Source organism: Achromobacter animicus, assembly GCF_902859585.1.
Taxonomy (GTDB): domain Bacteria; phylum Pseudomonadota; class Gammaproteobacteria; order Burkholderiales; family Burkholderiaceae_B; genus Achromobacter; species Achromobacter animicus.
This window is the reverse complement of record NZ_CADIJM010000005.1, coordinates 232,949-259,781: the sequence shown is the minus strand read 5'-3', so window position 1 is coordinate 259,781 and position 26,833 is coordinate 232,949. Positions and strand designations below refer to the sequence as shown.

At 64.8% G+C, this 26,833-nt stretch carries 27 protein-coding genes; 20 read left to right on the top strand and 7 right to left on the bottom strand.

Features of this window, described 5'->3' with window-relative positions:
* Positions 1–4: 4 nt before the first annotated feature.
* The gene (locus tag HV681_RS15385; RefSeq protein ID WP_175123887.1) at positions 5–817 is read right to left on the bottom strand and encodes an NUDIX hydrolase; all 813 of its coding nucleotides are present in this window, start codon (positions 815–817) and stop codon (positions 5–7) included.
* Positions 818–1,105: 288 nt separating this feature from the next.
* On the opposite strand from HV681_RS15385, the gene coxB reads away from it, so the two are divergent.
* The 5 genes from coxB (at position 1,106) to HV681_RS15365 (ending at position 5,279) form a co-directional block, all read left to right on the top strand.
* Positions 1,106–2,263, top strand: a complete 1,158-nt coding sequence (gene coxB, locus HV681_RS15380) for a cytochrome c oxidase subunit II (RefSeq protein ID WP_056565543.1) — start codon at positions 1,106–1,108, stop codon at positions 2,261–2,263.
* 104 nt (positions 2,264–2,367) lie between these two features.
* On the top strand, positions 2,368–3,975 hold the full coding sequence (ctaD, locus tag HV681_RS15375) for a cytochrome c oxidase subunit I (protein ID WP_175123886.1): 1,608 nt from the start codon (positions 2,368–2,370) through the stop codon (positions 3,973–3,975).
* 30 nt (positions 3,976–4,005) lie between these two features.
* Positions 4,006–4,131: a cytochrome oxidase small assembly protein gene (locus tag HV681_RS27745; protein WP_217467855.1), complete on the top strand. Its 126-nt coding sequence runs from the start codon at positions 4,006–4,008 to the stop codon at positions 4,129–4,131.
* An 11-nt stretch (positions 4,132–4,142) separates the two neighbouring features.
* On the top strand, positions 4,143–4,367 hold the full coding sequence (locus HV681_RS15370) for a DUF2970 domain-containing protein (RefSeq protein WP_056565538.1): 225 nt from the start codon (positions 4,143–4,145) through the stop codon (positions 4,365–4,367).
* Positions 4,368–4,403: 36 nt separating this feature from the next.
* On the top strand, positions 4,404–5,279 hold the full coding sequence (locus HV681_RS15365) for a cytochrome c oxidase subunit 3 (RefSeq protein ID WP_175123885.1): 876 nt from the start codon (positions 4,404–4,406) through the stop codon (positions 5,277–5,279).
* 164 nt (positions 5,280–5,443) lie between these two features.
* On the opposite strand, the gene HV681_RS15360 is transcribed toward HV681_RS15365, so the two are convergent.
* Positions 5,444–5,644, bottom strand: a complete 201-nt coding sequence (locus HV681_RS15360) for a twin transmembrane helix small protein (RefSeq protein ID WP_105236947.1) — start codon at positions 5,642–5,644, stop codon at positions 5,444–5,446.
* A 36-nt stretch (positions 5,645–5,680) separates the two neighbouring features.
* Between HV681_RS15360 and HV681_RS15355 the strand changes: the two genes are divergently transcribed.
* From HV681_RS15355 to HV681_RS15335, 5 genes are all read left to right on the top strand, one after another.
* Positions 5,681–6,493, top strand: coding sequence for an SURF1 family protein (locus HV681_RS15355; protein ID WP_175123884.1), 813 nt, complete (start codon positions 5,681–5,683; stop codon positions 6,491–6,493).
* Between the two features lie 77 nt (positions 6,494–6,570).
* Positions 6,571–7,146 carry an SCO family protein gene (locus tag HV681_RS15350; protein ID WP_175123983.1) on the top strand — a complete coding sequence of 192 codons (576 nt, stop codon included), beginning with the start codon at positions 6,571–6,573 and terminating at the stop codon, positions 7,144–7,146.
* A 21-nt stretch (positions 7,147–7,167) separates the two neighbouring features.
* Entirely contained in the window at positions 7,168–8,205 is a 1,038-nt protein-coding gene (locus HV681_RS15345) for a COX15/CtaA family protein (protein ID WP_175123883.1), read from the top strand.
* A gap of 13 nt (positions 8,206–8,218) precedes the next feature.
* Positions 8,219–9,112 carry a heme o synthase gene (gene cyoE, locus HV681_RS15340; RefSeq protein WP_175123882.1) on the top strand — a complete coding sequence of 298 codons (894 nt, stop codon included), beginning with the start codon at positions 8,219–8,221 and terminating at the stop codon, positions 9,110–9,112.
* Positions 9,113–9,129: 17 nt separating this feature from the next.
* The gene (locus HV681_RS15335) at positions 9,130–9,735 is read left to right on the top strand and encodes an SCO family protein (protein ID WP_175123881.1); all 606 of its coding nucleotides are present in this window, start codon (positions 9,130–9,132) and stop codon (positions 9,733–9,735) included.
* A 39-nt stretch (positions 9,736–9,774) separates the two neighbouring features.
* Here the strand turns inward: HV681_RS15335 and HV681_RS15330 are convergent, their stop codons facing one another.
* Positions 9,775–9,993: a DUF3717 domain-containing protein gene (locus HV681_RS15330; protein ID WP_175123880.1), complete on the bottom strand. Its 219-nt coding sequence runs from the start codon at positions 9,991–9,993 to the stop codon at positions 9,775–9,777.
* A gap of 133 nt (positions 9,994–10,126) precedes the next feature.
* On the opposite strand from HV681_RS15330, the gene HV681_RS15325 reads away from it, so the two are divergent.
* The 6 genes from HV681_RS15325 to HV681_RS15300 all read left to right on the top strand — a co-directional run bounded on the left by HV681_RS15325 (position 10,127) and on the right by HV681_RS15300 (position 17,045).
* The gene (locus HV681_RS15325) at positions 10,127–10,819 is read left to right on the top strand and encodes an outer membrane lipoprotein (protein ID WP_175123879.1); all 693 of its coding nucleotides are present in this window, start codon (positions 10,127–10,129) and stop codon (positions 10,817–10,819) included.
* A gap of 44 nt (positions 10,820–10,863) precedes the next feature.
* Positions 10,864–11,718: a PhaM family polyhydroxyalkanoate granule multifunctional regulatory protein gene (locus HV681_RS15320; protein ID WP_175123878.1), complete on the top strand. Its 855-nt coding sequence runs from the start codon at positions 10,864–10,866 to the stop codon at positions 11,716–11,718.
* A 69-nt stretch (positions 11,719–11,787) separates the two neighbouring features.
* Complete coding sequence (glmU, locus tag HV681_RS15315; protein ID WP_175123877.1) at positions 11,788–13,161, top strand: bifunctional UDP-N-acetylglucosamine diphosphorylase/glucosamine-1-phosphate N-acetyltransferase GlmU; 1,374 nt, start codon at positions 11,788–11,790, stop codon at positions 13,159–13,161.
* A complete protein-coding gene (locus HV681_RS15310; RefSeq protein WP_254594985.1) occupies positions 13,158–14,546 on the top strand; it encodes an MFS transporter in 1,389 nt (462 codons plus the stop codon). The genes glmU and HV681_RS15310 overlap by 4 nt, the downstream gene beginning before the upstream one ends.
* A gap of 121 nt (positions 14,547–14,667) precedes the next feature.
* Positions 14,668–15,990 (top strand): UDP-glucose dehydrogenase family protein, encoded by a 1,323-nt coding sequence (locus HV681_RS15305; protein ID WP_175123875.1) that lies wholly within the window; start codon positions 14,668–14,670, stop codon positions 15,988–15,990.
* On the top strand, positions 15,987–17,045 hold the full coding sequence (locus HV681_RS15300; RefSeq protein WP_175123874.1) for a glycosyltransferase family 4 protein: 1,059 nt from the start codon (positions 15,987–15,989) through the stop codon (positions 17,043–17,045). Before HV681_RS15305 ends, HV681_RS15300 begins: the two co-directional genes overlap by 4 nt.
* Positions 17,046–17,105: 60 nt before the next feature.
* On the opposite strand, the gene HV681_RS15295 is transcribed toward HV681_RS15300, so the two are convergent.
* Entirely contained in the window at positions 17,106–17,594 is a 489-nt protein-coding gene (locus HV681_RS15295) for an Lrp/AsnC family transcriptional regulator (protein WP_175123873.1), read from the bottom strand.
* A gap of 150 nt (positions 17,595–17,744) precedes the next feature.
* Between HV681_RS15295 and glmS the strand changes: the two genes are divergently transcribed.
* Complete coding sequence (gene glmS / locus HV681_RS15290; RefSeq protein ID WP_175123872.1) at positions 17,745–19,577, top strand: glutamine--fructose-6-phosphate transaminase (isomerizing); 1,833 nt, start codon at positions 17,745–17,747, stop codon at positions 19,575–19,577.
* Between the two features lie 134 nt (positions 19,578–19,711).
* Here glmS and HV681_RS15285 read toward each other — a convergent pair whose 3' ends face one another.
* Positions 19,712–20,368, bottom strand: a complete 657-nt coding sequence (locus HV681_RS15285; RefSeq protein ID WP_254594984.1) for a TetR/AcrR family transcriptional regulator — start codon at positions 20,366–20,368, stop codon at positions 19,712–19,714.
* A gap of 180 nt (positions 20,369–20,548) precedes the next feature.
* Between HV681_RS15285 and HV681_RS15280 the strand changes: the two genes are divergently transcribed.
* Positions 20,549–21,442: an NAD(P)/FAD-dependent oxidoreductase gene (locus HV681_RS15280; RefSeq protein ID WP_175123870.1), complete on the top strand. Its 894-nt coding sequence runs from the start codon at positions 20,549–20,551 to the stop codon at positions 21,440–21,442.
* Positions 21,443–21,523: 81 nt separating this feature from the next.
* Here the strand turns inward: HV681_RS15280 and HV681_RS15275 are convergent, their stop codons facing one another.
* Positions 21,524–23,059 (bottom strand): tetratricopeptide repeat protein, encoded by a 1,536-nt coding sequence (locus HV681_RS15275; RefSeq protein ID WP_175123869.1) that lies wholly within the window; start codon positions 23,057–23,059, stop codon positions 21,524–21,526.
* A gap of 29 nt (positions 23,060–23,088) precedes the next feature.
* A complete protein-coding gene (locus HV681_RS15270) occupies positions 23,089–24,084 on the bottom strand; it encodes an RDD family protein (protein WP_254594983.1) in 996 nt (331 codons plus the stop codon).
* Between the two features lie 306 nt (positions 24,085–24,390).
* Between HV681_RS15270 and HV681_RS15265 the strand changes: the two genes are divergently transcribed.
* Both HV681_RS15265 and HV681_RS15260 read left to right on the top strand, forming a co-directional pair.
* Positions 24,391–25,095, top strand: a complete 705-nt coding sequence (locus tag HV681_RS15265; RefSeq protein WP_175123867.1) for a hydrolase — start codon at positions 24,391–24,393, stop codon at positions 25,093–25,095.
* A gap of 68 nt (positions 25,096–25,163) precedes the next feature.
* Positions 25,164–26,768, top strand: a complete 1,605-nt coding sequence (locus HV681_RS15260; protein ID WP_175123866.1) for an MFS transporter — start codon at positions 25,164–25,166, stop codon at positions 26,766–26,768.
* Positions 26,769–26,833 lie beyond the last annotated feature (65 nt).

The window sequence follows — 26,833 nt, the reverse complement described above, 5'->3', positions numbered from 1 at the left end:
CGATTCAGATCGTGATGTCGCCGGCGGCCTGGCGCCGCATGATGTCTTCGACCAGCACCAGGGCCGCTTCCAGCGTGAATTCGCCTTCGGCAATATGGTGCAAGGCCGTCGCGACGTCGACGGTGGCGATTTCCATGACCTCGCCATCACGGTTGGCGGGCCGCGCGTCCGGCGCAAGGATGCACGTGCTGGTCAGCACGTCTTCCACCTGATAGCCCTCGGGCAGCCGGCGGTGGATGCGCAAAATCGTGCGCAGCGGCATGCGGCGCGCTAGGTCGGGTTCGTCCAGGCCGGCTTCTTCGCCGCATTCGCGCACCAGCGCCAGTTCCAGGTCCTCGCCCCTTCCCGCCAGTCCGCCGACCAATGTGTCCCACATACCGGGATCGGTCGACTTGCTGAGCGAGCGCCGGGCGACCCACAGCTTGCCGTCGGGCGTCCACGCATTCAGATGCACGGCCTTGGTCAACAGACCCAACGGCCGCACGGCGGCGCGTTCGATGACGCCCAGCGGCTCGTCGCCATCCAGAACGTCCAGCAATTCATCGCGCCAGCCGCGCAGGCAGTTGGCTTGGCGCAACAGTTCAGCGGCCTGTTCCAGCACGGCGTCGAGCGCATTGCCGGGGGCAAGGCCTTCGCCGATGCGCAGCGCCGTGTCGTCCGCGTGCGTTTGCGGCGCATCGCGCAGCGCGTCGCAGGCTGCATGCGTGGCCCAGCCGCAGCGGCGCCCCGCTATATATAAAGCGCGCGCGCCTTCTGGGGCGGGCTCCTGCGCGCGGGCGCACAGGGCGGCATACAAATCGGGCAACTGCTTTTGCATCGTGGCGCCAAGGAGATGAGGTTGCGGGCGATTTTAAGCCACCCGGTTTACGGCCCGTAGTCAAGGGGCGAGCGCACATGGGGGCGGGCCGCATGAATTCAAGAGCACTAAATTACATCTGTTTGCGCGTCCGCTATAATCCGCCAGTTTCTTTGTGATTTCGAGAGGGAACGACAGGGCCGCTCTATCTCCCTGCATCGCCCTGCCATCTAATAATTGCGTGTTGCCCGTATTCCGGTGACTTCCGCCACCAGCAAATGGGCCTTCGCGCCGTATTTCGAGGTAAGCATGAAGAAGTGGAGAGGGATACTGGGGGCTTGTGCGATGCTGATTGGCGGCGTGGCCGGTGCCCAGGTGCAAAACATGCCCGGCGGTCCGAAGGTCAATCAGCTGAACCTGCATGAAGGCGTCACCGCGATTTCGCGCGACATCATGTGGCTGCATTGGTTGCTGCTCACGATCTGTATTGTGATTTTTATCGGCGTCTTTGGAGTGATGTTCTACTCCATCTGGGCGCACCGGAAGTCCCGCGGCCACAAGGCGGCGACCTTCCACGAACACCTGGGCGTCGAAGTCGCCTGGACGGTCATCCCCTTCATCATCGTCATCGCCATGGCGCTGCCGGCCACCAAGACGGTCGTCGCCATGAAAGACACTTCCAGCGCGGACCTGACCGTCAAGGTCACCGGCTATCAATGGAAGTGGGGCTACGAATATCTGGACGGCTCGGCCGCCGGCATCAAGTTTCTCTCCACGCTTTCCACGCCGCGCGCCCAGATCGAGAACCGCGAACCCAAGGGCGAGTTCTATCTGATGGAAGTGGACAACCACCTGGTCGTCCCCGCCAACAAGAAGGTCCGCATCGTTCTCACGGCGGCCGACGTCATCCACTCGTGGATGGTTCCGGACTTCGGCGTGAAGCAGGACGCCATTCCCGGGTTCCTGCGCGACACCTGGTTCAACGCCGAAAAGCCTGGCATCTATCGCGGCCAGTGCGCGGAATTGTGCGGCAAGGACCACGCTTTCATGCCCATCGTCGTGGAAGTCCTGGCGCAGCCCGACTACGATAAGTGGGTTGAAGACCAAAAGAAGAAGATGGCGGCAAACGCCGACGATCCCAATAAAGAGTGGACGGAAGCTGAACTGGTTGCCCGCGGCGAAAAGGTTTTCGCGGCAAATTGCGTGGCCTGCCACCAGGCCAACGGCAAGGGCATTCCCGGTTCCTTCCCGCCGCTCGACGGAGACAAGGTTGTTCTGGGCCCCAAGGGGGAGCAGATCAACACCGTGCTGAAGGGCAAGCCCGGCACCGCCATGGCGGCGTTCGGCGGGCAGCTTAACGATGTCGAGATCGCAGCGGTCATCAGCTATACGCGCCATGCCTGGAGCAACGCCGGCAAGGGGCAGGACCCGACGGTTCTTCCGAAGGACATCACGCCCGCGCGCTGATTGCGCGTGGGCCGTTCCTTCACCGGTAGAACCGGTTCCGTTTAGTCAGAGATACCCTGCCGCCCCGTTGAACGGGGCTGGCACTCAGCAGGAAGGAGTCCATCATGAGCAGCGTCACTGTAGACCACGTGTCGCCGGGCCACGGCCACGGTCACGATGACCACCACCACGGCGTGCCCACGGGCTGGCGCCGGTGGCTTTTTGCAACGAACCACAAAGACATCGGGACGATGTATCTCATCTTCTCGTTCGTCATGCTTCTGGAGGGCGGCACGCTCGCCCTTCTGCTGCGCACCGAGCTCTTCGAGCCCGGCCTGCAGTTCTTCCGCCCCGAGCTGTTCAACCAGTTCACCACGATGCACGGTCTGATCATGGTGTTCGGCGCGATCATGCCGGCCTTCGTGGGCTTTGCGAACTGGATGATTCCGATGCAGATCGGCGCATCCGACATGGCGTTCGCGCGGATGAACAACTTCAGCTTCTGGCTGCTGCCGGTCGCCGCGATCATGCTGACCGCCTCGTTCTTCGTGCCGGGCGGCGCCACCGCCGCGGGCTGGACGCTGTACGCGCCGCTGTCGCTGCAGATGGGCCCCGGCATGGACCTGGCCATCTTCGCCATCCACATCATGGGCGCGTCGTCCATCATGGGCGCGATCAACATCATCGTGACCATCCTGAACATGCGCGCGCCCGGCCTGACGCTGATGAAGATGCCGCTGTTCTGCTGGACCTGGCTGATCACGGCGTTCCTGCTGCTGGCCGTGATGCCGGTGCTGGCCGCGGCCATCACCATGGTGCTGACCGACCGCCACTTCGGCACGGGCTTCTTCAATGCCGCCGCCGGCGGTGACCCGGTCCTGTACCAGCACGTGTTCTGGTTCTTCGGGCACCCCGAGGTCTACATCATGATCTTGCCGGCGTTCGGCATCGTGTCGGCCATCGTGCCCGCGTTCGCCCGCAAGAAGCTCTTCGGCTACGCCTCGATGGTGTACGCCACCGCCTCCATCGCCGTGCTGTCGTTCATCGTGTGGGCGCACCACATGTTCACGACGGGCATGCCGGTGACCGGTCAGCTCTACTTCATGTACGCCACCATGCTCATCTCCATTCCGACCGGGGTGAAGGTGTTCAACTGGGTCGCGACGATGTGGCGCGGTTCCATGACGTTCGAGACGCCGATGCTGTTTTCCATCGGCTTCATCTTCGTGTTCACGATGGGCGGCTTTACCGGCCTGATCCTGTCGGTGGCCCCGATCGACATCCAGGTCCACGATACCTATTACGTGGTGGCGCACTTCCACTACGTGCTGGTGGCCGGCTCGCTGTTCGCGCTGTTTGCCGGCGCCTATTACTGGGTGCCCAAGTGGACGGGCCGCATGTACAGCGAAAAGCTGGGCAAGCTGCACTTCTGGTCGACGCTGATCTCGTTCAACGTGACCTTTTTCCCGATGCACTTCCTGGGCCTGGCCGGCATGCCGCGCCGCTACGCCGACTACGCCGCGCAGTTCACGACGTTCCATCAGCTCGCCACCATCGGCGCGTTCTGGTTCGGCCTGTCGCAGCTGATTTTCCTGGTTGCGATCCTGCGCTGCTACATGGGCAAGGGTGAACCGGCCCCGGCCAAGCCGTGGGAAGGTGCCGAAGGACTGGAATGGACGGTGCCGTCGCCCGCGCCGTTCCACACCTTCGAAACGCCGCCCGAAGTGAAGTAAATCCCTATCCATGTTCCAGGTAGCACAGCAATGACACCCGAGCAGCGCCGCCGTAACAAGATCGCAGGACTGGTTCTTCTGGTTTTCGTCGTTGCCGTGTTTGCCTGGACGGTGATCCGCGGTTCGGCCTTGCTGACCGGCAAGGCCGTCGGCTAGGAGCCGGGGCCATGAGCGACGACCTTCGCGAAACGTCTCAGCGCAAGCTGAGTTTCCTTCAGACGATGAAGGCGGTGGCGTGGGGGTTTTTCGGCGTGCGCAAGGGCGCGGGCTACCGTGAGGACAGCGCCAAGCTCAATCCGGTTCACGTGATCGTGGCCGGACTGCTGGCAGCGGCAATCTTTGTGACTGTGCTGGTTTTAATTGTTCGTTGGGCCGTATCCAGCCTGACTTGAATTACCTAAATCTAAATCTGTACCAGGGAGAAAGCCATGAGTGCAAGCCACTCGGTTCAAGGTAAAGAGGCACCGTACTACTTTGTCCCCGCCGACTCGGGCCATCCCGTGCGCATGGCCGTGGCACTGCTCTTCATGGGCCTGGGAGCCGCGGCCTGGGTCAACGGCGCGGACTGGGGCAAGTGGTCCGTGCTGGTGGGGTTCATCGGCGTGGTCATCGTCATGTATTACTGGTTCGGCGATGCCATCCACGAGTCCGAGACCGGGCTGAACAGCAAGCGCATCGACGGTTCGTACCGCTGGAGCATGAGCTGGTTCATCTTCTCCGAGGTCATGTTCTTTGCGGCGTTCTTTGGCGCGCTCTGGTACACGCGCACGATCACGACGCCGTGGCTGGGCGACATCGACCACCGCCTGATGCTGTGGCCGGATTTCCAGGCCGCGTGGCCGAACTTCGGTCCGGCTGGCGTGGTGGAACCGTTCCAGACCGTGGGTCCCTTCTGGCTGCCCACGATCAACACGGCCCTGCTGCTGAGCTCCGGCGTCACGCTGACCATCGCCCACCATGCGTTGCGTGAAAACCACCGCGGCAAGGCGAAGTTCTGGCTGGCGGCCACCGTCATCCTGGGCTTTGTGTTCGTGGCCTGTCAGGCGTTTGAGTACATCCACGCCTACCAGGACCTGAACCTCAAGTTCAACTCGGGCGCGTACGGGTCGCTGTTCTACATGCTGACCGGCTTTCACGGGTTCCACGTGATCCTGGGCGCCACGATGCTCACCGTCATCCTGATCCGCCTGATCCGCGGCCATTTCACGCCGGACCATCACTTCGGGTTCGAAGGCGCGGCCTGGTACTGGCACTTTGTCGACGTGGTGTGGCTGGGCCTGTACCTGTTCGTGTACTGGTTCTGACGTCGTGGTTCTGATCGCGGCCGGCGGCGCCGGCTGCGATGGCGGCACGGGAAAGCGCGAAGGGATGGCTGGGCGGCAAGCCGGCATCCATCGCGCTTTCAGGCTATTTGGAGGCGCGCGCCGGCAATGCGGTGCAGGACCCGGGGAACCGGGACCCGTGCAGCCTATCTAAAACCGGTGCTTTCGATCCAGCCCATGTGATGGGCGAACAGCACGAACAGGAACAGGGCGACCGACAGGCCGATGCGGACCGTCAGCGCGTTGACCGTGCGGTTGGTGGTACCTTTGTCCCGCATCAGGTAGACCAGGGCGGATGCCAGACTGGCCAGTATCCCGATGAAGGCCAGAACGACGAAAACGCGCATTGTGGTCTCCCGACTATTCAGATTCAGCAACGACAGATGTCCCGACCGCATTCCACCCGCTACACGGTAGCCGCCTTATTGCTGCTTGGCCTGGCCGTGATGGTCCTGGTGTCGCTGGGGCAATGGCAGTTGCGCCGCAGCGATGAGCGACGCGCCATTCTGGCCTCGATCGAAGCGGGCCGCAAGCAAGCGCCGCTGGCGTTGACGCCGTCAACGCCGCCCGCCGACATGACGCCCTGGCGCGTGGCGCAAGCAAGCGGCACGTGGCTGCCGCAATTCAGTGTACTGCTGGACAATCGCAACCATGAAGGCCGGCCGGGCTACTGGCTGGCCACGCCGCTGCTGCTGGACGCGGCCACGAATCGCGCGGTGCTGGTGCTGCGGGGCTGGCTGCCGCGCGTCATCCAGGGCCAGGGCGAGCCGCAACTGCCCGCCACGCCCGAGGGCGTGCAGACCGTGCAGGGCGAGCTGTCGGTGCGTGTGCCGCGCATGTTCGAGCTGTGGTCGCTGAGCGGCGCGGAAACCTCCACCCTGCCCGCGGCGCTGCCGGTGGCGGGCGGCACGGTGCCGCAGGTGCAGAACCTGCCGTTGGACGCCTATGCCCGCGCGACCGGACTGAATTTTTTGCCCACGGTGCTGAGCCAAGGCGGCCAGGCGGATGATGGCCTGGTGCGCGACTGGCCCCAGCCCTCTGTCGATTTCCAGCAGAACACGTCGTACGCGGTACAGTGGTTCGCTTTTGGCGCAATTGCCGCCATTGCATGGCTGGTGGTGCTGGGGGGCGCCATCCGCCGCTCACGCCAGCGCGTGGACCAGCAGGCCCAGGCGCGCATGCGTGCGCGCAGATGACCAACGCTAATCCAGGATAAAAAGTGGCTCGCGACATTCCAACCAACAAGCCCGCAGTCAAGCGTTCGCTGACGCCCATGGTGCTGGTGTTCCTGTGCTCGCTGGCGCCCATCGTCGCGGCGTTCGTGGTCTACCTGAACCCGCAGTGGTGGCCCACCGATTCCAGCAACTACGGTACGCTGCTGTCGCCCCAACGGCCCATGCCCGCGGCGTCCGAACTGCGTCTGACCACGCTGGACGGCAAGCCCTTCGATCTGGAAAGCCTGAAGGGCAAATGGCTGCTGGTGGCCGCCGACGGCGCGGCCTGCCCCGAAAGCTGCGCGCGCAAGCTGTTCATCACGCGCAACAGCCACGCCAGCCAGGGCAAGAACGTGGACCGCCTGGCACGTGTCTGGTTCATCACGGATGACGCGGTGGTGCCGGACAAGGTGCTGGAGGCCTACAAGGGCACGGTGATGGTGCGCGTGGATCCGGATCAGCTGGCGCGGTTCCTCCTGGCGCGCGACACGGCCGCTGGCCAGCCCGGCCTGCAGGATCCGATCTGGGTGATCGATCCGCTGGGCAACCTGATGATGCAGTATCCCGCCGAGGCGGATGGCGTGCGGGTGCGCAAGGACATCAGCAAGCTCGTCTATAACTCGCGCATTGGTTGAATGTAGGTTTTTGATTTGAATATGGAACGCATCAAAGCGCGTTATCGCAAGCTCGTCTTCTTTACCTGGTTCCTGACGCTGGACCTCATCATGTTCGGCGCCTTCGTGCGCCTGACGGATTCCGGCCTGGGCTGTCCGGATTGGCCCGGCTGCTACGGCAGCGTCACGCCGATCGGCGCGATGGGCGACATCCACGAGGCCTCGCAGGCCATGCCCTTCGGGCCGGTGACGTTGTCAAAGGCCTGGATCGAGATGATCCACCGCTATGTCGGCGCCATTCTGGGCATGCTCATCATCGGCATCGTCTACATGGCGTGGCGCTATCGCCGCGAACTGGGCCGTTCGCCCGCGCTGGCCATCACGACGCTGGTCGCCGTGTGCGTGCAGGGTGCGTTCGGCGCCTGGACCGTGACCCACAAGCTCATGCCCGCTGTCGTGACGGCCCATCTGGTCTTTGGCCTGTCGGTGCTGGCGCTGATGACCTGGCTGTCTTCGCGCGAGCGTCCGCACCTCCCGGTAAGCGCGCAGGCCGTGCGCTGGAAGCCGTGGGTGGCGGTCGGATTCGGACTTCTGCTGGTGCAGGTCACCTTGGGCGGCTGGGTCAGCACCAACTATGCGGCGCTCGCCTGCATGGACTTTCCCACCTGCCACGGGGTGTGGGTGCCGGAAATGGACTTCCACGGCGGCTATTCCGTCATCCGGGGCCTGGGCGAGCTGCCTTCCGGCGAAATGATCTCGCAGCCCGCGTTGACGGCGATTCACTGGGTGCACCGCAATTTCGCTTTCGTGGTGTTCGTCTACCTGGGCATCCTGGCGTGGCGGCTGCGCGCCGCCGAGCCCGGCCTGCGCGGCCCGGCCACGCTGATGCTGGCCCTGCTGGCCGCGCAGCTGTTTACGGGACTGACCACCATCTTCTTCCAGTGGCCGCTGCTGATCGCCGTGCTGCACAATGGGGGCGCTGCGGGCCTGACGCTGGCGGCGGTGGTTTTGATGGTGCGTCTGGCGTCGGCCGGCCGCGAGCCGGCGGGGCGGTACGACCCCAATTTGGTGCGCGTTTAAAATGAGGTCCACTATGACCAGTCTTGCCGCTCCTCAATCCGGATTGCTCCGCCAGTACCTCGTTCTCACCAAGCCGCGCGTCACGCAGCTGGCGGTGTTTTGCGCCGTGATCGGCATGTTCCTCGCGGCGCCCGGCATTCCCGACATGCGCCGTGTGCTGTTTGGCACGATCGGCATCTGGCTGCTGGCCGCTGCCGCGTTCGCCATCAACTGTCTGATCGAACAGGAAGTCGACGCCCGAATGCTGCGCACCGCGCGCCGGGCCACGGCGCGCGGCACCATTTCGGCATTCCAGGTGCTGAGCCTGTCGGGCCTGTTGGGCGGCGCGGGCATGTTCGTGCTCTACAACATGGTCAACCCGCTGACCATGTGGCTGACGTTCGCCACGTTCGTGGGCTACGCCATCATCTACACCATCATCCTCAAGCCGCGCACGCCGCAGAACATCGTGATCGGCGGCCTGTCGGGCGCAATGCCGCCCGCGCTGGGCTGGGCCGCCGTGGCGGACTCGGTGCCGGCCGAGGCCTGGGTGCTGGTCCTCATCATCTTCATCTGGACCCCGCCGCACTTCTGGGCGCTGGCGCTCTATCGCAATCACGATTACGCCAAGGCCGGCCTGCCCATGCTGCCGGTGACGCACGGCAACCAGTTCACCCGCCTGCACATCCTGTTGTACAGCCTGGCGCTGATGGCGACCACGCTGTTGCCCTACGCCATCCGCATGAGCGGCGAACTTTATCTGCTGTCCGCCCTGGTGCTGGGCGGCATGTTCGTGTCCTATGCCTGGCGCCTGTACCGCGCGTACAGCGACGAGCTGGCCCGCAGCATGTTCCGTTTTTCCATTCTCTACCTGGCGCTGCTGTTTGGCGCGCTGCTGGTGGACCACTGGGTCGGCCTGTTGCGCTGATCCCCTGGAGGTTGTTGATGTCCGTGTTTTCCGCCAGCCGCCGGCTGGCCCTGCGACTGGGCGCAGCTGCCGCCGTCGCCGCCGCCCTGGCTGCCTGCGGCGAGACCAAACCCGTGTTCAAGGGCAGCGACATCAGCGGCACGCAGTTGGGCCGCGCCATGGAACTGCCCGATCACAACGGCAAGATGCGCCAGCTGTCGGACTTTTCCGGCAAGGTCGTGGTCGTGTTCTTCGGTTTCACGCAGTGTCCAGACGTGTGCCCGACGTCACTCGCCGAACTGACCGAAGTCATGAAAAAGCTGGGTCCGGACGCCGATCGCGTGCAGGTGCTGCTGATTTCGGTGGACCCTGAGCGCGATACGCCCGAGGTGCTCAAGCAGTACGTCACGGCGTTTGATCCGCGGTTCCTGGGGCTGACCGGCACGCCGGACCAGGTGAAGAAGGCGGCGGCGTCGTTCAAGGCGTATTACGCCAAGGCGCCCACCAAGGACGGCAACTACACGATGGACCACACGGCCGCGTTCTACCTGCTGGACGGCAAGGGCGAGTCGCGCGTGCTGGTCAACAACAACGTCGGGGTTGACGCCCTGACGCATGACATCCAGGCGCTGCTGAAGGGATAAAGGCGGCGTTGATTGCGGCGGAACTGGCCGCCAGCCTGCTCAGACCTTTGCAGCCGCCCAGGCCGCCAGCGCCGCGCGCGCTTTATCGCCAAGTTCGGCGGCGGCGATTTCGCGTTGATGGCTGATGATCATCAGCGCGTAAGGGGTGGCCAGCGCGGCCGCCTCGGGGCACAGGCGAGACTCTTCTCCCACTGATGGCGACGTGTTGCGCCAGTAGTTGATTGCCTGTTCCAGTTGGGTCAGCGTGATCGAATCCATGGGGCCTATTGTCCACGAATGCCCCACCCTGTCCACCCTCCATCTGCCCTGCAATGAAGGGTCACCATCGCAACATGCCGAAACCGCGCGCGGGTGCTATACCACTGCCGGTTAGTTACGATGGAGCATCGTCATGAATACCTCGACCTCTTCCGCGTCGCCGCGCCGCGGCTTGCATCCGCTGCTTGCCGCCGCGGCGATCGCCGTCATCGTCATGTGTTCGGTAGGCGTCGCTGCCGTGCTGGGCTGGCTGCCGTCGCCGTCCGCCAATCCGCGCGCGGAGGCCGCCGTGGCCGAGGCCGGACCCGAGGACGCCAACCTGGCGCCGGCGCCAGCCGCTGAACCGCCCACCGCCGCGAATAGCGCACCGCCGGGCGCGGGCAGGCCCGCCGGCCAGATGCATCAGGCGCAGCAATCGCAGCCATCGCAACCCGCCCAGCCCCAGCGTGCGGCGGCAGCGCCGGCGCAGCAGGCCTGCGCGACCTGCGGCGTGGTCCAGACCATCCGCCAGGTGCAGGTGCCCACCAAGGACGACAGCAACCATCTTGTCGGCACTATCGCGGGCGGCGTGGCCGGCGGCGTTGTGGGTAATCAGTTTGGCGGAGGCAACGGCAAGACGGCGTTGACGGTGCTTGGCGCGGTCGGCGGTGCTTTGGCAGGCCGTGAAGTTGAGCGTAATATCAGACAGCAACAAACAGTGACGCACTATGAACTCACAGTGCGCATGAATGACGGCAGCACGCGCCAGTTCCGCAGCGCGCAGCCGTTCGCGTTCGCCTCCGGCGACCACGTGCGCGTGGAGAACAATCAACTGCTGCCCGGGTGACCCCGGCCGCCGGCAGCAAGCACCCGACTATGGAGACACCTGGAATGAGCGACCAATACAACAACCCGTTCGTCCTGCCCGGCATGGGCCAGAGCTCTGATCTGTCGGGCAACCCGCTGCTGGCCAGCATGGAGATGATGCGTCAGGCGTGGGCCGGGTTGACCGGTCCCGGCGGCCTCGCCAGCAGCCTGCCCATGGCCCCGCCGATGAATTTGGAAGACCTGGACCGCCGCATCGCCGAGCTTCGCTCGGTGGAAAACTGGCTGCGCATGAATCTCAGCATGCTCTCGAGCACCATCCAGGGCATGGAAGTGCAGCGCTCCACCATCAGCACCCTGCGCGCCTTCGTGGACAGCGCATCGCGTATGGATATGGGCGCAAGCCAGGACGGCGCCGCGGCGTCGCCGCTGGAAGTTGCGCTGGGGTTGAAGCCGGCGCCAAAAACGGCGGGGTCTGCCAGTGCCGCTTCTGCGCAGTCGAGCAATGCGACCCCTGCAAGTGAAAAGGAAAATGCCGCCGCGCAGTCGGGTGCTCAACCGGAAGGCGCGGGGGCATCGGCCGGGACCGGACCGGAATCGGCGGCCGCCATGAGCGAACAGATGGGCGCCGCGGCGCAGTCGGCGTCCAAGGCGTGGTGGGACCTGCTGCAGCAGCAGTTCAATCAGATCGCAGCGGCTACCGCTGCATCCATGCCGGCCGGCGCACCGGGCGCAGCAGGCGCGCCGGATGCCGCAAAGTCCAAGTCCAAGTCCGACTCTGAGGCCCCCAAGGCGTCGGCCCAGCCGGACGCCAAGACCGGAAAGCCGCCCGCCAAACCCGCCGCCGCGCGCAAGCCGGCCGCCGCCAAGCGCACGGCCAAGACCGCCAAGAAAAATGGGCCTGCCGACGGCAAGCCCTGAACCCATCCTTCAATCGACACGCGGGTAGGCCGCAAGGCCGCCCGCCCGTCTCTCAACCTACTGGAACCTATGCTTAATGTTGTGATTCTTGCCGCCGGACTGGGTAAACGCATGCAGTCCGACCTTCCCAAAGTGCTGCACACGCTGGCCGGCAAACCCATGCTGTCGCACGTGCTGGACAGCGCGCGCCAACTGAAGCCCGCGCGCATCATCGTGGTGGTCGGCCATGGCGCTGAACGCGTCAAGCAGGCGTTTGAAGGCCAGCCGGACCTGCACTTCGTGCTGCAGCAACCGCAACAGGGCACGGGTCACGCCGTGCAACAGGCCGTGCCGCTGCTGCTGGAAGGCGACGGCAAGGACGACGTCACGCTGGTGCTGTATGGCGACGTGCCGCTGGTGCAGCCCGAAACGCTGCAGCGTTTGCTGGACGCGCGCGGCCAGGGCGCCGCCGTGCTGACCGAAGTGCTGGCCGATTCCACCGGCTACGGCCGCATCGTGCGCGATGCTAACGGCAACGTGTGCCGCATCGTCGAACACAAGGACGCATCCGACGCCGAGCGCGAGATCAAGGAAGTGAACACCGGCATTCTCAGCGCGCCCACCGCGAAGCTGAAGAACTGGCTGACCCGCATTGACAACAACAACGCCCAGGGCGAGTACTACCTGACCGACGTGGTCGGGCTGGCCGTGGTCGACGACGTGCCCGTGGGCGCCGCCCAACCGGGCGCCGGCTGGGAAACGCTGGGCGTGAACAGCCGCGTGCAGCAGGCCGAACTGGAGCGCCGCTGGCAGGCCGAGCAGGCCCGCCGCCAGCTCGAAGCCGGCGTCACGCTGGCCGACCCGGCGCGCTTTGACGTGCGTGGCACGCTTACCTGCGGCCGCGATGTGTTCATCGACGTGGGCTGCGTGTTCGTAGGCCAGGTCTCGCTGGCCGACGGCGTGCGCGTCGGCCCGCATTGCGTGCTGCGTGATGTCAGCGTCGGTGCGGGCACGCAGATCGAAGCCTTCAGCCACCTGCAGCAGGCCGAAGTCGGCCGCGATGCGCGCGTGGGTCCCTATGCCCGCCTGCGTCCCGGCGCCGAACTGGGCGACCGCAGCCACGTCGGCAACTTTGTCGAGATCAAGAAAAGCGTGCTGGGCGCCGACAGCAAGGCGAACCACCTGGCCTACATCGGCGATGCGGACATCGGTGCGCGCGTGAACGTGGGCGCGGGCACCATCACCTGCAACTACGACGGCGTGAACAAGCACCGCACCGTCATCGAAGACGACGCTTTCATCGGCTCTGACACGCAGCTCGTCGCGCCCGTGCGCGTCGGCCGCGGCGCCACGCTGGGCGCCGGCACCACCCTCACGCGCGACGCACCGGCCGACAAGCTGACAGTGTCGCGTCCCAAGCAGGTCACCGTCGACGGATGGCAGCGCCCGGTCAAGAAGTCGTGACGCAGGAACAGGAAGCGGCCGCGGGCGGCGGGGCCAAGCCCGCGCCGCCCGACGGCCTGCCGGCGCCGCGCCGGTACTGGGCGGCGGCCACCGTGATGACGGGCATCAGCCTGTCGGTGCTGGACACCACCATCGCCAACGTGGCGCTGCCCACGATCGCCAAGGATCTGAACGCGCTGCCCGCGCAGGCGGTGTGGATCGTCAACGCCTATAACCTGGCCGTCGTGATGGCGCTGTTGCCGCTGTCCGCGCTGGCCGAGCGCATCGGCTTTCGCCGCATGTTCACGTTCGGACTGGTGCTGTTCACGCTGGCCTCGCTGGGCTGCGCGCTGGCGGGCACGCTGTGGCAGTTGACCGCCGCGCGCGTGTTCCAGGGGCTGGGCGCCGCCACGCTCATGTGCATGTTTGGCGGGCTGGTGCGCAACATCTATCCGCTCAAGATGCTGGGACGGGGCATCAGCATCAACGCCACTACGGTGGCGGTGATGTCGGTGCTCGGTCCCACCATCGGCTCGGCGATTCTGTCCGTCGCGCCGTGGCCGTGGATCTTTGCCGTCAACCTGCCGATCTGCGCGCTTGCCATGTTCGGCCTGCGCCATCTGCCCGAAGTGCCGCGCAACGATGTGAAGCTGGACTGGATCAGCGCGCTGCTCTGCATGGCGACGCTGGGCGTGTTCATCTCCGGCGTGGACATGATGGGCGAGGATCTGCTGCGCGGCATCGGTCTGGTCGCGATTTCGGCAGTGGCGGGTATTGTGCTGGTGCGCCGCGCCAGCCAGCAGACCGCGCCGCTGGTGCCGGTGGATCTGCTGCGCATCCGGCCGCTGGCGTTCGCGGTGGGCGCGTCGGCGTGCACCTTCGCCGCGCAGATGGCCTCGTATGTGTCGCTGCCGTTCTACTTCCAGCAGGTGCTCGGCCGGCCGTATCTGGAAGTGGGCATGCTGATGGGGGCGTGGCCGGTCGGCACGGCCATCATCGCGCCGCTGGCCGGACGCCTGTCCGACCGCTATTCCGCCGCCACACTCAGTGGCATTGGCGCGGCCACGATGGTCGCGGGCATGCTGTGGCTGGCGCTCCTGCCGTCCACGGTGTCGAACTGGCCGGTCATCGCCGGCATGTTCGTGGCCGGCGTGGGCTTCGGTTTCTTCCAGACACCGAACAACCGCGCGCTGCTCTCTGCCGCGCCCCGGCTGCGCAGCGGCGCGGCGGGCGGCTTGCAGGCCACCACCCGGGTTTTCGGGCAGAGCTTCGGCACCGCACTGGTGGCCATTGCCTTCAGTGTCAGCGCGGCCCACGGGCCGGGACTGGCGCTTGTGCTGGGCACGGTGTGCGCGGCGCTGGCTGTGGTGGTCAACACCGTCCGCTTCAACAAGCTGCGGACTTAGCAGCCGCTGGCGCCGGCTTGAACCCGCTCGGACCCCCGGGCGCGGGCCGCTTCTATAATGGCGGCCGGCGCCCGGTTTCACTTTCCGGGCGCAAAGATTACCTATTTGAAGGCGCACAGGCATGAAAATCACGGTCGTGGGTACCGGTTACGTAGGATTGGTGTCGGGAGCGTGCCTGGCCGACATGGGCAACGATGTCATGTGCCTGGACGTGGACGCGGCCAAGATCGCGCTGCTGCGCCAGGGCGGCATCCCCATTTACGAGCCGGGCCTCGAAGACCTGGTGCGCCGCAACGTGCAGGCCGGCCGGCTGCATTTCACTGATGACGTCGCCCAGAGCGTGGCGTTTGGCGACGTCCAGTTCATCGCCGTGGGCACCCCGCCCGGCGAAGACGGTTCCGCGGACCTCAAGTACGTGCTGGCCGCCGCGCAGAATATCGCCCGCCACATGACCTCGCGCAAGCTGATCGTGGACAAGTCCACGGTGCCCGTCGGCACGGCCGACAAGGTGCGCGCCGTGGTCGCCAAGGAACTGGCCGAGCGCGGCGTCGACCTGCCGTTCACGGTGGCGTCCAATCCGGAATTCCTGAAGGAAGGCGCGGCCATCAACGACTTCATGAGCCCGGACCGCGTCATCGTCGGCGCCGACGACGACTACACGATCGGCGTCATGCGCCGCATCTACGAGCCCTTCCAGCGCACGCACGACCGCCTGATGGTGATGGACGTGCGCTCCGCCGAACTGACCAAATACGCCGCCAACGCCATGCTGGCCACGCGCATCTCGTTCATGAACGAGATGGCGAACCTGGCCGAAGTCCTGGGCGCAGACGTCGAACAGGTGCGCCGCGGCATTGGCGCGGATCCGCGCATCGGCTATCACTTCCTGTATCCCGGCGCGGGCTACGGCGGCTCGTGCTTCCCGAAGGACGTGCAGGCGCTGGTCAACACGGCGTCCGAGCGCGGCCTGCCGATGCGTGTCATCGAAGCCGCCGAAGCCGCGAACCACGCGCAGAAATTCCGCCTGTCCGAGAAACTGGTCGAACGCTTCGGCGAAGACCTGCGCGGCCGCAAGATTGCGTTGTGGGGCCTGTCCTTCAAGCCCAACACCGACGACATGCGCGAGGCGCCCAGCCTGACCGTCATCGCCGAACTCACGCGCCGCGGCGCCGAGGTACGCGCCTACGATCCGGTGGCCATGCACGAAGCCGGCCGCGTGCTGGCCGGCCATCAAGGCGTCAGCTTCGCCACCGACATGTACGACGCGCTGGACGGCGCGGACGCCCTGCTCATCGCCACCGAATGGAAGGTCTTCCGCGCGCCCGACTTCGATCGCGTCAAGGCCCTGCTCAAGACGCCGCTCATCATCGACGGCCGCAACCTGTACACGCCGGCCGACGTGCGCGGCCTGGGCTTCGAGTATTCAGGCATCGGCCGCGCATGAAGATCCTGCAACTGAACTTCGAGAAAGGCTGGCGCGGCGGCGAGCGCCAGACGCTGTATTGCATGCGCGCGTTCCGCAAGGCCGGGCATGACGTCGAAGTGATGTGCCGCGAAGGTGCGCCGCTGGCCGAGCGCGCCCGCCAGGAAGGATTCGTCGCCCACACCGTGCGCAACGTGCCCGGACAGCTCGCGTTTCTGGCAGGCGCCGGCCGCTACGACATCATCCACGCGCAGACCGCCAACACCATCACGTGGGCCGTGCTGACCAAATGGCTGCACCGCCGGCCGGTCGTGTTCTCGCGCCGCACGTCGTTTGTCGTCAAGCCGGGCGACGAATGGAAGACCGGGTACAAGTGGCGCCACACGGATCTGTTTGTGGCGATCAGCGAGATGGCCGCCGGCGAGCCGCGCCGACTGGGCATCGAGCCCGTCATCATCCGCAGCGCCGTCGAACCGCATCAGATCAACACTGAGAACGTCGCCAACCTGGTGCGCGAGTTCGACCTTGAGGGCAAGAAGGTCATGGCGACCTCCGCCGCCCTTATCCGCGACAAGGACCCCGTTACGCTGGTGCGCGCCGTCGGCGAACTGGCCAAGACGCGCCGCGACTTCGTCTTCCTGCACTTCGGCGCCGGCGGTGACCGCGAACAGCAGGCCAAGGACGAGGCCCGCAAGCTCGGCATCGAAGACGTCTACCGCTTCGCGGGCTTTCGCAAGGGCGTGGAAGACTTCTACAGCATCCTCGACGTCTTCGTCATGAGCTCCGAGGAAGAAGCACTGGGCAGCAGTGTGCTCGACGCCTTCCTGCAACGTGTGCCCGTTGTTTCCACCGACGCCGGCGGCTTGAAGGAAAGCCTGGCCGACGGGCGAGGCGTGCTATGCGCCGTGGGCGATCATCAGGCCATGGCGGCCGGCATGGCGCGCTGCCTGGATGATGCGGCGTTCCGGCACGAGGTCACGGAACGTGCGTATGAGTACGTGCGCAATGAGCACGACGTGCAGAAGATGGGGAACCGGTATCTGGCGCAGTTTGAGCGGCTGGTGGGGCGGAAGTAGGCCGCTTCATCTGCCGCGTTTCTCTGCGGCTGTTCGATAGCCGCACCTCATGCCGGCACTTCACCCCCGCACATCAATCCGCGTCTCGAACTTGGCGCGATGCACAGAGAAAAACGTGCGCACGTTGCGCACGTTGGCCTGCGCGGTGAAGGCGCGGTGCACGAGCGCGTGATACGCCGGCATGTCCTTCACCTGCGCGATCACCACAAAATCCGGACCGGGCGATACGCGGTAGCACTGCAGCACCGCCGGTTCCGTCAGCATGCTTTGTTCGAACGCGTCCAGGCTTTCAGCCGCCTGCACGTCCAGCGTGATTTCCACGATCGCCGTCAGCGTACTGCCCAGTTTCTCGGCCGACAGGATGGCCACCTGCCGGTCGATCACCCCTTCTTCCACCAATCGCCGCACCCGCCGCAGGCAGGTCGGGGGCGATGCGTGCACCCGCGCGGCCAGATCCTGGTTGGTCAGCGAACTGTCTTCTTGTAACTGTTCAAGAATGCGCCGGTCCAGATCATCCAGTTCAGGTAGGGGAATGGACGTGTTTTGCATGATTAATTCAAAATGTCGATCTTGACGAAAGATAATTTAATCACATTTGTGTAAGGGAATTAACTGCCAAATTGTCGAACATAAAGAAATCAAATTTCTTTAAGGGTCGCGCACAATGCGTCGGTACTGAACTTACCCGGAGTCACTCCTATGTGCGGCATTGTTGGCGCCGTCGCCCAGCGCGACATCACCCCGATCCTCGTTGAAGGCCTGAAGCGCCTGGAATACCGCGGCTATGACTCCTGCGGCGTCGCTGTCTACGCCGACGGCCATCTGCGCCGCACGCGCAGCACGCAGCGCGTGGCAGAGCTGGCCGACCAGGTTGCGCAGGACAAGATCCAAGGCTTCACCGGCATCGCCCACACCCGCTGGGCCACGCACGGCGTGCCCGCCACGCACAACGCCCACCCGCACTTCTCGCATTTGGGCAATGACGAGCCGCGCATCGCGCTCGTTCACAACGGCATCATTGAAAACCACGACGAACTGCGCGCCGAGCTGCAAGCCGTCGGCTACGTCTTCGAAAGCCAGACCGACACCGAGGTCATCGCACACCTGGTGAATCACCTGTACTCGGGTGACCTCTTCGAAACGGTGCAGAACGCCGTTCGCCGCTTGCATGGCGCCTATGCGATTGCCGTGTTCTGCCGCGACGAACCGCACCGTGTGGTCGGCGCGCGTCAAGGCTCGCCGCTGGTGGTGGGCGTGGGCCAGAACGAGAACTTCCTTGCGTCCGACGCGCTGGCGCTGGCCGGCACGACCGACCAGATCATCTACCTGGAAGACGGCGACGTCGTTGACCTGCAGCTCTCGCGCGTCTGGATTGTGGATGCCGCCGGCAAGAACGTCGATCGCGAAGTGCATACCGTGCACGTGCACACCGGCGCCGCCGAGCTGGGCCCCTATCGCCACTACATGCAGAAGGAAATCTTCGAGCAGCCGCGCGCGGTCGGCGACACCCTGCAGGACATCGAGTCCATCACGCCCGAACTCTTTGGCGACGAGGCCTACAAGATCTTCAAGGAAGTCGACTCCCTGCTGATCCTGGCCTGCGGCACCAGCTACTACGCCGGCCTGACCGCCAAGTACTGGATCGAATCCATCGCCAAGATCCCGGTCAACGTCGAAATCGCCAGCGAATACCGCTACCGCGACAGCGTGCCGAACCCGCGCTCGCTGGTCGTGACGATCTCGCAGTCCGGCGAAACCGCCGACACGCTGGCCGCGCTGAAGCACGCCCGCTCGCTGGGCATGGAAAACACGCTGACCATCTGCAACGTGTCCACCAGCGCCATGGTGCGCGAGTGCAAGCTGTCGTACATCACGCGCGCCGGCGTCGAAATCGGCGTGGCCTCGACCAAGGCCTTCACCACCCAGCTCACTGCGCTGTTCCTCTTGACGCTCGCGCTGGCGCAGACGCGCGGCAAGCTCACGGATGAGCAGGAAGCCGAGCACCTGAAGGCCCTGCGCCACCTGCCGTCCGCCATCGGTTCGGTGCTGGCGCTGGAACCGCAGATCATGGCCTGGGCCGATCGTTTCGCCTCCAAGGAAAACGCGCTGTTCCTGGGCCGCGGCATGCACTACCCGATCGCGCTGGAAGGCGCGCTCAAGCTCAAGGAAATCAGCTACATCCACGCCGAAGCCTACCCGGCCGGTGAGTTGAAGCACGGCCCGCTGGCGCTGGTCACCGAGCACATGCCGGTCGTCACCATCGCGCCCAAGGACGAGCTGCTGGAAAAGCTGAAGTCCAACATGCAGGAAGTGCGCGCGCGTGGCGGTGAGTTGTATGTCTTTGCTGATGCCGACAGCAAGATTCAAAGCGCCGAAGGCATGCACGTGATCCGCATGCCGGAACACTACGGCAAGCTGTCGCCGATTCTGCACACGGTGCCGCTGCAGTTGCTGTCGTATCACACGGCATGCGCGCGGGGTACGGATGTGGATAAGCCGCGGAACCTGGCGAAGAGCGTGACGGTGGAGTGATTCAGGCGACGGCGCGAATCCGTCGACCTTACCGTAGTTGAAAAAAGGGCTGCGTTCGCAGCCCTTTTTAGTGCGCTTCGGATGCGGTTGGCAATCCGAGCAGATCTAGGCTTTTGGGCGCCTGTCTCTTGACGCTATGTCTGTGGAGTCTCTTTCTGCCCGCCGACGTGCGCGGCGATGAACATGGCGGCAGCCGACCGGCAATAGGATTCGATTTCGTCGTCGTCCTCTGCTTTCGCCTCATCGAAACGCGCGATTGTCAGAAGGTCGCAACCCTTGATAAGCGCGGCAAACAAGCGGGCCGAGCGGCCAGGATCGGGCACGTTCAGCGCCGCCTTCGCGTGCAACTGACGCAACAGGGCCTCGATCTGGGCAATGACATAGGCTGCGCCGGCTTCGAAATAGAGCTTGCTTAACGACTTTTGATTCGTCTTGTCAGCCATGATCATGGCTTCAACATTGCGAACGTCCGGGCTCAACAGCGTGCGAAGCAGGAATGATCCCACCGTGATGAGCTGATCTTCGGCTGAGCCCTCGACGCCATTGATAAGTGCCTGAGGTGCAAACTGGTGGCAGTGCGCCGCGATGGCCGCGCTGAATAGCGCCTCCTTGTTCTCGAAATGGCGATAGATGCTGAGCTTGGATATCTTCGCGCGCTGAGCGACCTTGTCCATGGTCGTCGCCTGAAAACCCAGTTCCACGAATAGCTGGCTGGCCGCGTTCACTATTGCTTGGCCCAGCGCCTCATTGGCGGGGCGGCCACGCCGCCCCTGCGTTTTTTTCTCCGCCACGTGTATTCCAGTACTTGACAGTATCGTAATTAGGGATTTAGGATACCTCATGGTATCCGAAATGTGCGCGCCGGTGAATAGGCTTCAACCGTAGCGGCGCCTTCCGGCGCCTCGCGCATGCACGGCTCACCGCCGAGCGCAGTCCCAATCCCTTCGATATAGAACACGGATCCCAATACCATGAATGACGTCATCATCATCGGCGGCAGCTTTGCCGGCCTTGCCGCGGCGCTCCAACTCGGACGTGCCCGCCGAAAGGTCATCGTTCTCGACACCGGCCTGCAGCGTAATCGCTTTGCCGACCATTCCCATGGACTGCTCGGTCACGACCACAGGCCACCGCAGGACATCCTGACGGAGGCGCGGGAGCAGCTCGCGCGGTACCCCTCAGTCAGGATCATCAATGCAAAAGCTGAAAGCGTTTTCGGTGCCTTGGACGATTTCTCTGTCCTGATTGGCGATGGCGAGCGCCTTGGCGCGCGCCGCGTGATTTTGAGCTATGGGGTGGCTGACCAGATGCTTGATGTTCCGGGCTTCGCCGAGGGCTGGGGCACGTCCATCGTTCCATGCCCCTATTGCGACGGCTTCGAGGTCGCAGGGCGGCATTGGGGCCTTATCTGGTCCGGCCCGCCGTCGCACAACTACGTCAGGCTGTACCACGACTGGACTGACACGCTGACGGTCTTCGCTCATGGTCACGACATCTCGCCCGACGTCCGGGATGATCTAGCACGCCGCCGCGTCCGCGTCGTTGATGGCCTGATCACCGAACTGAACCATCACGAAAGCCATAACGTCACCGTCAAGCTCGATGCAGGCCCTGCTGTTGCAGTCGACATCGTGTTTGCCCATCCGCGCAACAAGCCCTCTGCACGCTTGCATGAATCGCTGGGCCTCGCCACGGTTGAGACGCCCCAAGGCATCGCCCTGAAGGTCGATGAGCGCCGCCAGACCAGCACGCCCGGCATCTACGCCGCGGGCGACCTTGCCAACCCTGCCATGCATTCAGTCACCACGGCATCCTGGCAAGGCGCGATGGCGGGAATCTTTGCGCAACAGTCGATGATCGTTTGAGAGCACCGATTTCTTTCTGTTGCGCCGTCGCCGTCGAAAGGTTCGCGTGGATTCAACCTGGGAAGCACCGAATTTCAACGCTCACTTGCGGCCAAACAGTCGGCCGAGAATTCCACGCGGCGCGGCCGCGGCCTGTTCTGCAGCCAGCGCATTTTGCATCGACAGCTCTTGGTACTGAGGCTTGCCGTTCTGTTGATACGAGGCGGACGCTTGGCGGAATGCCAGCGCCGATTCGGCATGCCGCTTCATGTGGCCGTAGATTTCCCCGCGTGAGAACAGCGCCCAACTGCGGTAGTCGGGATCCAGCGCAATAAGGCGGTCGCACGCTGCAAGCGCCTCGTCATAGCGGCTGGCGGCGATCAGCGCATTGACGCGTTCGGCGTGCAGGGGGCCGCTGTCGGGCCAGTGTGCCATCGCCTGGTCCGCGTCGGCCACGGCCTCGGTTGCGCGCCCCAGGTGGGTCAGCGCCTCGATGCGTGCGCGGCGCCACTTGAGCCAATCGGGATCCAGCGAGATCGCGACCTCGGACAAGGGCAACGCTTCATCGTGACGTTCCAGCCTGTTCAGCATGTCGGCGGCGTTGCCGGGCAGGAAGTCGTTGTCGGGCGCGAGTTCGTAGCCGCGCAGGTAATAGGTCAGTGCTGCTTCCCAGCGGCGCTGGTCGCGCTGCGCATTGCCGGCGACGAACAGCAGCTGGGCGTCGCCGCTGGACAGCGGATCCAGGCCCTGCAATGCCGCTTCCGCCAACTCAGGGTCGCCGCTGCGCACATACTCGCGGGCTTGCTCCTTGCGGCCTTCCCAGCCGCTGTCTGAAAGTGCATCCAGGCGCCGCCATAGCGGCGCCGCCTCGTCGCCTCGGCCCAGGCGGTGCAGGGAGCGCGCCTTGCCCTCGAGGGGCCAATCCCAGTCGGGTTCGCGGCGCAGCAGGCTGGTCCATTCCTCCACCGCGTCTTCGTGGCGTCCGAGCGCCTGAAGGCACGAGGCGCGATTGTGCTGGATTGCGTTCTCCTCGCCCAGGATGGCGCGGGCGCGGTCGAACATCACGATGGCGTTGTTCAGGTCGCCCAGACGGCGATAGTTGTTGCCGGCGTCATAAAGAAAGCCACCATTGTTGGGCGCCAGCGCGACGGCGCGCTGATGGTAGGGCAGCGCGTCCTGGTAGCGGCCTGCGTTGTGCAGATTGGAGCCGATGTAGCAATGCGGCGCGGCGGCGAATGGGCGCAGTTGCGAGGCGCGGGTCCAGCTTGCAATGGCGTCGTCCAGTTGACGGTCGTTGATCAGCAGATATCCCTCGGCCATCAGCAATCCGAAGTGCGACGGCGTACGTGTCAGGGCCTCGCGCAGGAGGCGCCAGGCCTGCTGCTGTTGGCCCGCGTCGTAGAGCGCGGTGACTCGCAAGCGAATGGCGTCGCTGCATTGCGGATCCAGCGCCAACGCGCGGTCCAGGTCCGAGTCACGCTGCGCGTACGCGCGGCGCTGGTCGTGATAGCGGGCGCGCAGTGCCCACATGACGGCGAGATCGGGCTGTTCGCGCAGACCTTGCTCGCACAAGGCCTGCATTTGGGCAAGGTCGCTGCCGTCATCGGCGCGGTGGATGGATTCGATCAGGCTGGACATGCGCAAGGTTCTCTGTTCGGAAGATCGGACTAGCGCGCCAGGGCGCCGGCTTCGTGACGGCAACTGTAGGGGCGGTCTTCGCGCGGGATGTCGTCGCTGCCGCATCGCCAACGGCGCACGCCGCCACCCTTCTTTTCGGACCGCAGCTCGGGCAGATAGACCAGGTGCTTGCCGCCCAACGACGGTAGGACCGCCGTGCCCGGATCGCCCGCGATGGTAAAGCGCAGCACGCCGTTGACGGGATTCATCTCCAGCTTGCTGAAGCCGCTGGTTCGCAGCGATTCCAGCGTCACGCCGAGCGCGGCCATGTCGGGCGCAAACGTTTTGGTGCGCTGATAGTAGCTTTCCGCCAGCAGGCGCACGGGATCCGACACGAGATCCAGGTGGATGACGTCGGCGCGCAGCGGACTGTCCGCGTCATCCTTGTCGAGGGCGACGACCGCGATCACCATGCCGGCCAGGACCAGCGCCACCATGCCGAATACGATGAACAAGAACCGGCCGGCGCCCGTGACGGCACGGACGCGAGCCAGCGCCGGCAGCACGACCCGCGGATTGACTTGGCTGGACACCACGTGAGTGCCGGCGAGGGCGTTGTGCATGGCGCGCTCGCCAAAAACCGCCTGCTGTATGTGGTGGAAGGGGCCGGGTAACGCCAGGTTCAGCGAGTACTTCAGGGTATGCCGCCAGATCGAACGCAGAAGTCCCGGTGAGCTGCCCTTGCGCGTCACCACCCGCTGCTTCAAGAGGCGCTTGCCGGGGGAGCCATTGCCCCAGGCATCCATGAATGCGGGCAGCAGCAAGCCCAGCAGCCCGCCCGCGATTGCCAGCAGCGCGGGCCCGTCTGCTCCAGTCAGGCCCTGATAGGTGTATGAGGCGGCCATGGACAGACCGACCATGGCGGCCACCATGACGATGGCGTCGAACGCCGTGGCGGCCAGTCGGGCCCAGATGCCGGGAAAGATGGGGGCGTTGACGCCCGGGCCGGGCCGCTGGGCGGGCGCCTCGTGGGCAGTAACCGGCAAGACGGCCTTGCAGCTGAAGCACACCTTATTGGCGGCCGGGTTCTGCCAGTTGCAGCGAGGGCATTGCATGGGATCGGAGGCGGGATGCTGAAGCCGGTCTGAGCGGCAGGACTGCGGATGATACCCATGTCGTTCCCATAGATGGCCGTCGCCGAACAGTCCTGCAAACCTTCATCGTTCCATAAAAAGAACGATGAAGGCAAAAATAGCCATCTACCGCCCGATTGTCCCGAAGAATATAGTTCTGTTCATCGCAGCAACGCGCTGCAAGCAACACCTCAAACCTACCTCTTCAAGGACACTGAAATGACCAACGCCACCGCCAAGCTCGAAGTTCTGACCCCCGAAAACAGCCAGATCATCTTCATCGATCACCAACCGCAAATGGCCTTCGGCGTGCAGTCGATTGACCGCCAGACGCTCAAGAACAACGTCGTGGGTCTGGCCAAGGGCGCCAAGGCGTTCGACATTCCGACCATCATCACCACCGTCGAAACCGAATCGTTCTCCGGCTACACCTACCCCGAACTGCTTGATGTCTTCCCGGAAAAGAAAGTACTGGAACGCACCTCGATGAACTCCTGGGACGACCAGAAGGTGCGCGACCAGCTCGCCGCCAATGGCCGCAAGAAGGTGATCGTGGCCGGCCTGTGGACCGAAGTCTGCAACACCACCTTCGCCCTGTGCGCCATGCTGGAAGGCGAGTACGAGATCTACATGGTTTCCGACGCGTCGGGCGGCACGTCGAAGGAAGCGCACGACATGGCCATGCAACGCATGATCCAGGCTGGCGTGGTGCCGGTGACGTGGCAGCAAGTGCTGCTGGAATGGCAGCGCGACTGGGCCCGCCGCGATTCGTACGATGCCGTGATGGAAATCGTCAAGGAACACTCGGGCGCGTACGGCATGGGCGTGGACTACGCCTACACGATGGTGCACAAGGCCGCGCAACGTACGCAGACGAAGCATGAGGCGATCGCGCCCGTCGCTGCGCCGGTTATCGCTCGCTAAATCCCCAGGCCCGCGGCCGATGCCGCGGGCTTTTTTTCTCGTATTGACCGGCAGCCCCGGAGCCTCCCATGACGACCGCCGACACCCGCCCCGCCGACGCCCAGCCGTCCTCGCCTTTCGCCTATTCCGCCTTCTCCGTAATCTGGGTTGCCACCGTGCTGTCCAACATCGGCACCTGGATGCATGACGTGGGCGCCGGATGGCTCATGACGTCGTTGTCGCCCTCGCCCATGTTCGTGGCGCTGGTGCAGACGGCGGGCGCGCTGCCGGTCTTCCTGCTGTCGCTCCTGGCCGGTGCGCTGGCCGACACGATGGATCGCCGCAAGCTGCTGCTGATGGTGCAGATCGCGATGGGCTTTATCGCCCTGGCGCTGGGCCTGGTGGTGTGGTTTGGCCTGACCACGCCGTGGGTGCTGCTGGGCTTTACGTTGCTGATGGGCATTGGCACGGCGCTGTCGGCGCCCGCTTGGCAGGCCATCGTGCCCAGCCTGGTGCCGCGTCCTTCGCTGCAGCAGGCCATCGCGACGAACAGCGTGGGCATCAACGTCAGCCGTGCGATCGGCCCGGCGCTGGCCGGCGTGCTGATCACCAGCCTGGGCATGGCGATTCCGTTCTTCGTCAATGCGCTGAGCTTCATCGTGGTGGTGGCCGCACTGATCTGGTGGAAGCCGCCGGTTGCCGCCGAAAAGCGTCTGCCCCGCGAGCAGCTGTTTCATGCCATGCGTGCCGGCCTGCGCTTTGCGCTGCACAGCAAGCCGCTCAAGTCCACGCTGGTCCGTGCCGTCGCGTTCTTCCTGTTTGCCAGCGCCTACTGGGCCCTGCTGCCGGTGATCGTGCGCCAGGTGCTCAATGGCGGCGCCATGCTCTACGGGATCATCCTGGGCTGCGTCGGTGCGGGTGCGGTGATTGGCGCGATGGTGCTGCCGCCGCTGCGCAAGAAGCTCGGTCCTGACCGCAGCGTCATGGCGGGTACGCTGGGCACGGCGCTCACGCTGGTGGTCTTTGCGGTGATCCCGCATCCCGTGGTGGCCGGTGCGTTCAGCTTCCTGGCCGGCGCGTCGTGGATCATGGTGCTGACCTCGCTCAACGTATCGGCGCAGGTTGCCCTGCCGGACTGGGTGCGTGCTCGTGGCCTGGCGATCTTCGTGACGGTGTTCTTCGGCTCGATGACCGCAGGCAGCATGATCTGGGGCCAAGCCGCGGTGCATGCCGGCGTCCCCGCCGCGATGCTTATCGCCGCCGCCGGCTCGGTGATTGCGATGCTGCTGACCCGCAAGGCCAAACTGCAGTTGGGCGCCGACCTGGACCTCGCACCGTCGATGCACTGGCCCGAGCCCCTGATCGATCAGCAGGTGTCGCATGACCGCGGCCCGGTCATGATCACGGTGGAATACCTGATCGATCCGGCACGCGGCACGGACTTCGTGCGAGCCATGCAGCATGCCGGCGCCGAACGCCGCCGCGATGGGGCCTACGCCTGGGGGATCTTTGAAGATGCGGCGCAGCCGGGCCGCTACCTGGAATACTTCCTGGTGACGTCGTGGCTGGAACACCTGCGCCAACACGAGCGTGTGACGCACGCCGACGCGGACCAGCAGGCCGAAGTGCGCGGTTTCCACATCGGGGATGCGCCGCCGAAGGTGTCTCACTTCGTGGCACCGCAGCAGTCCTAAGCATTGTTGTTATCGAATGCGGCTCACTCGAGCCGCATTTTTTTATGCCTGGATGCAATGCGGGG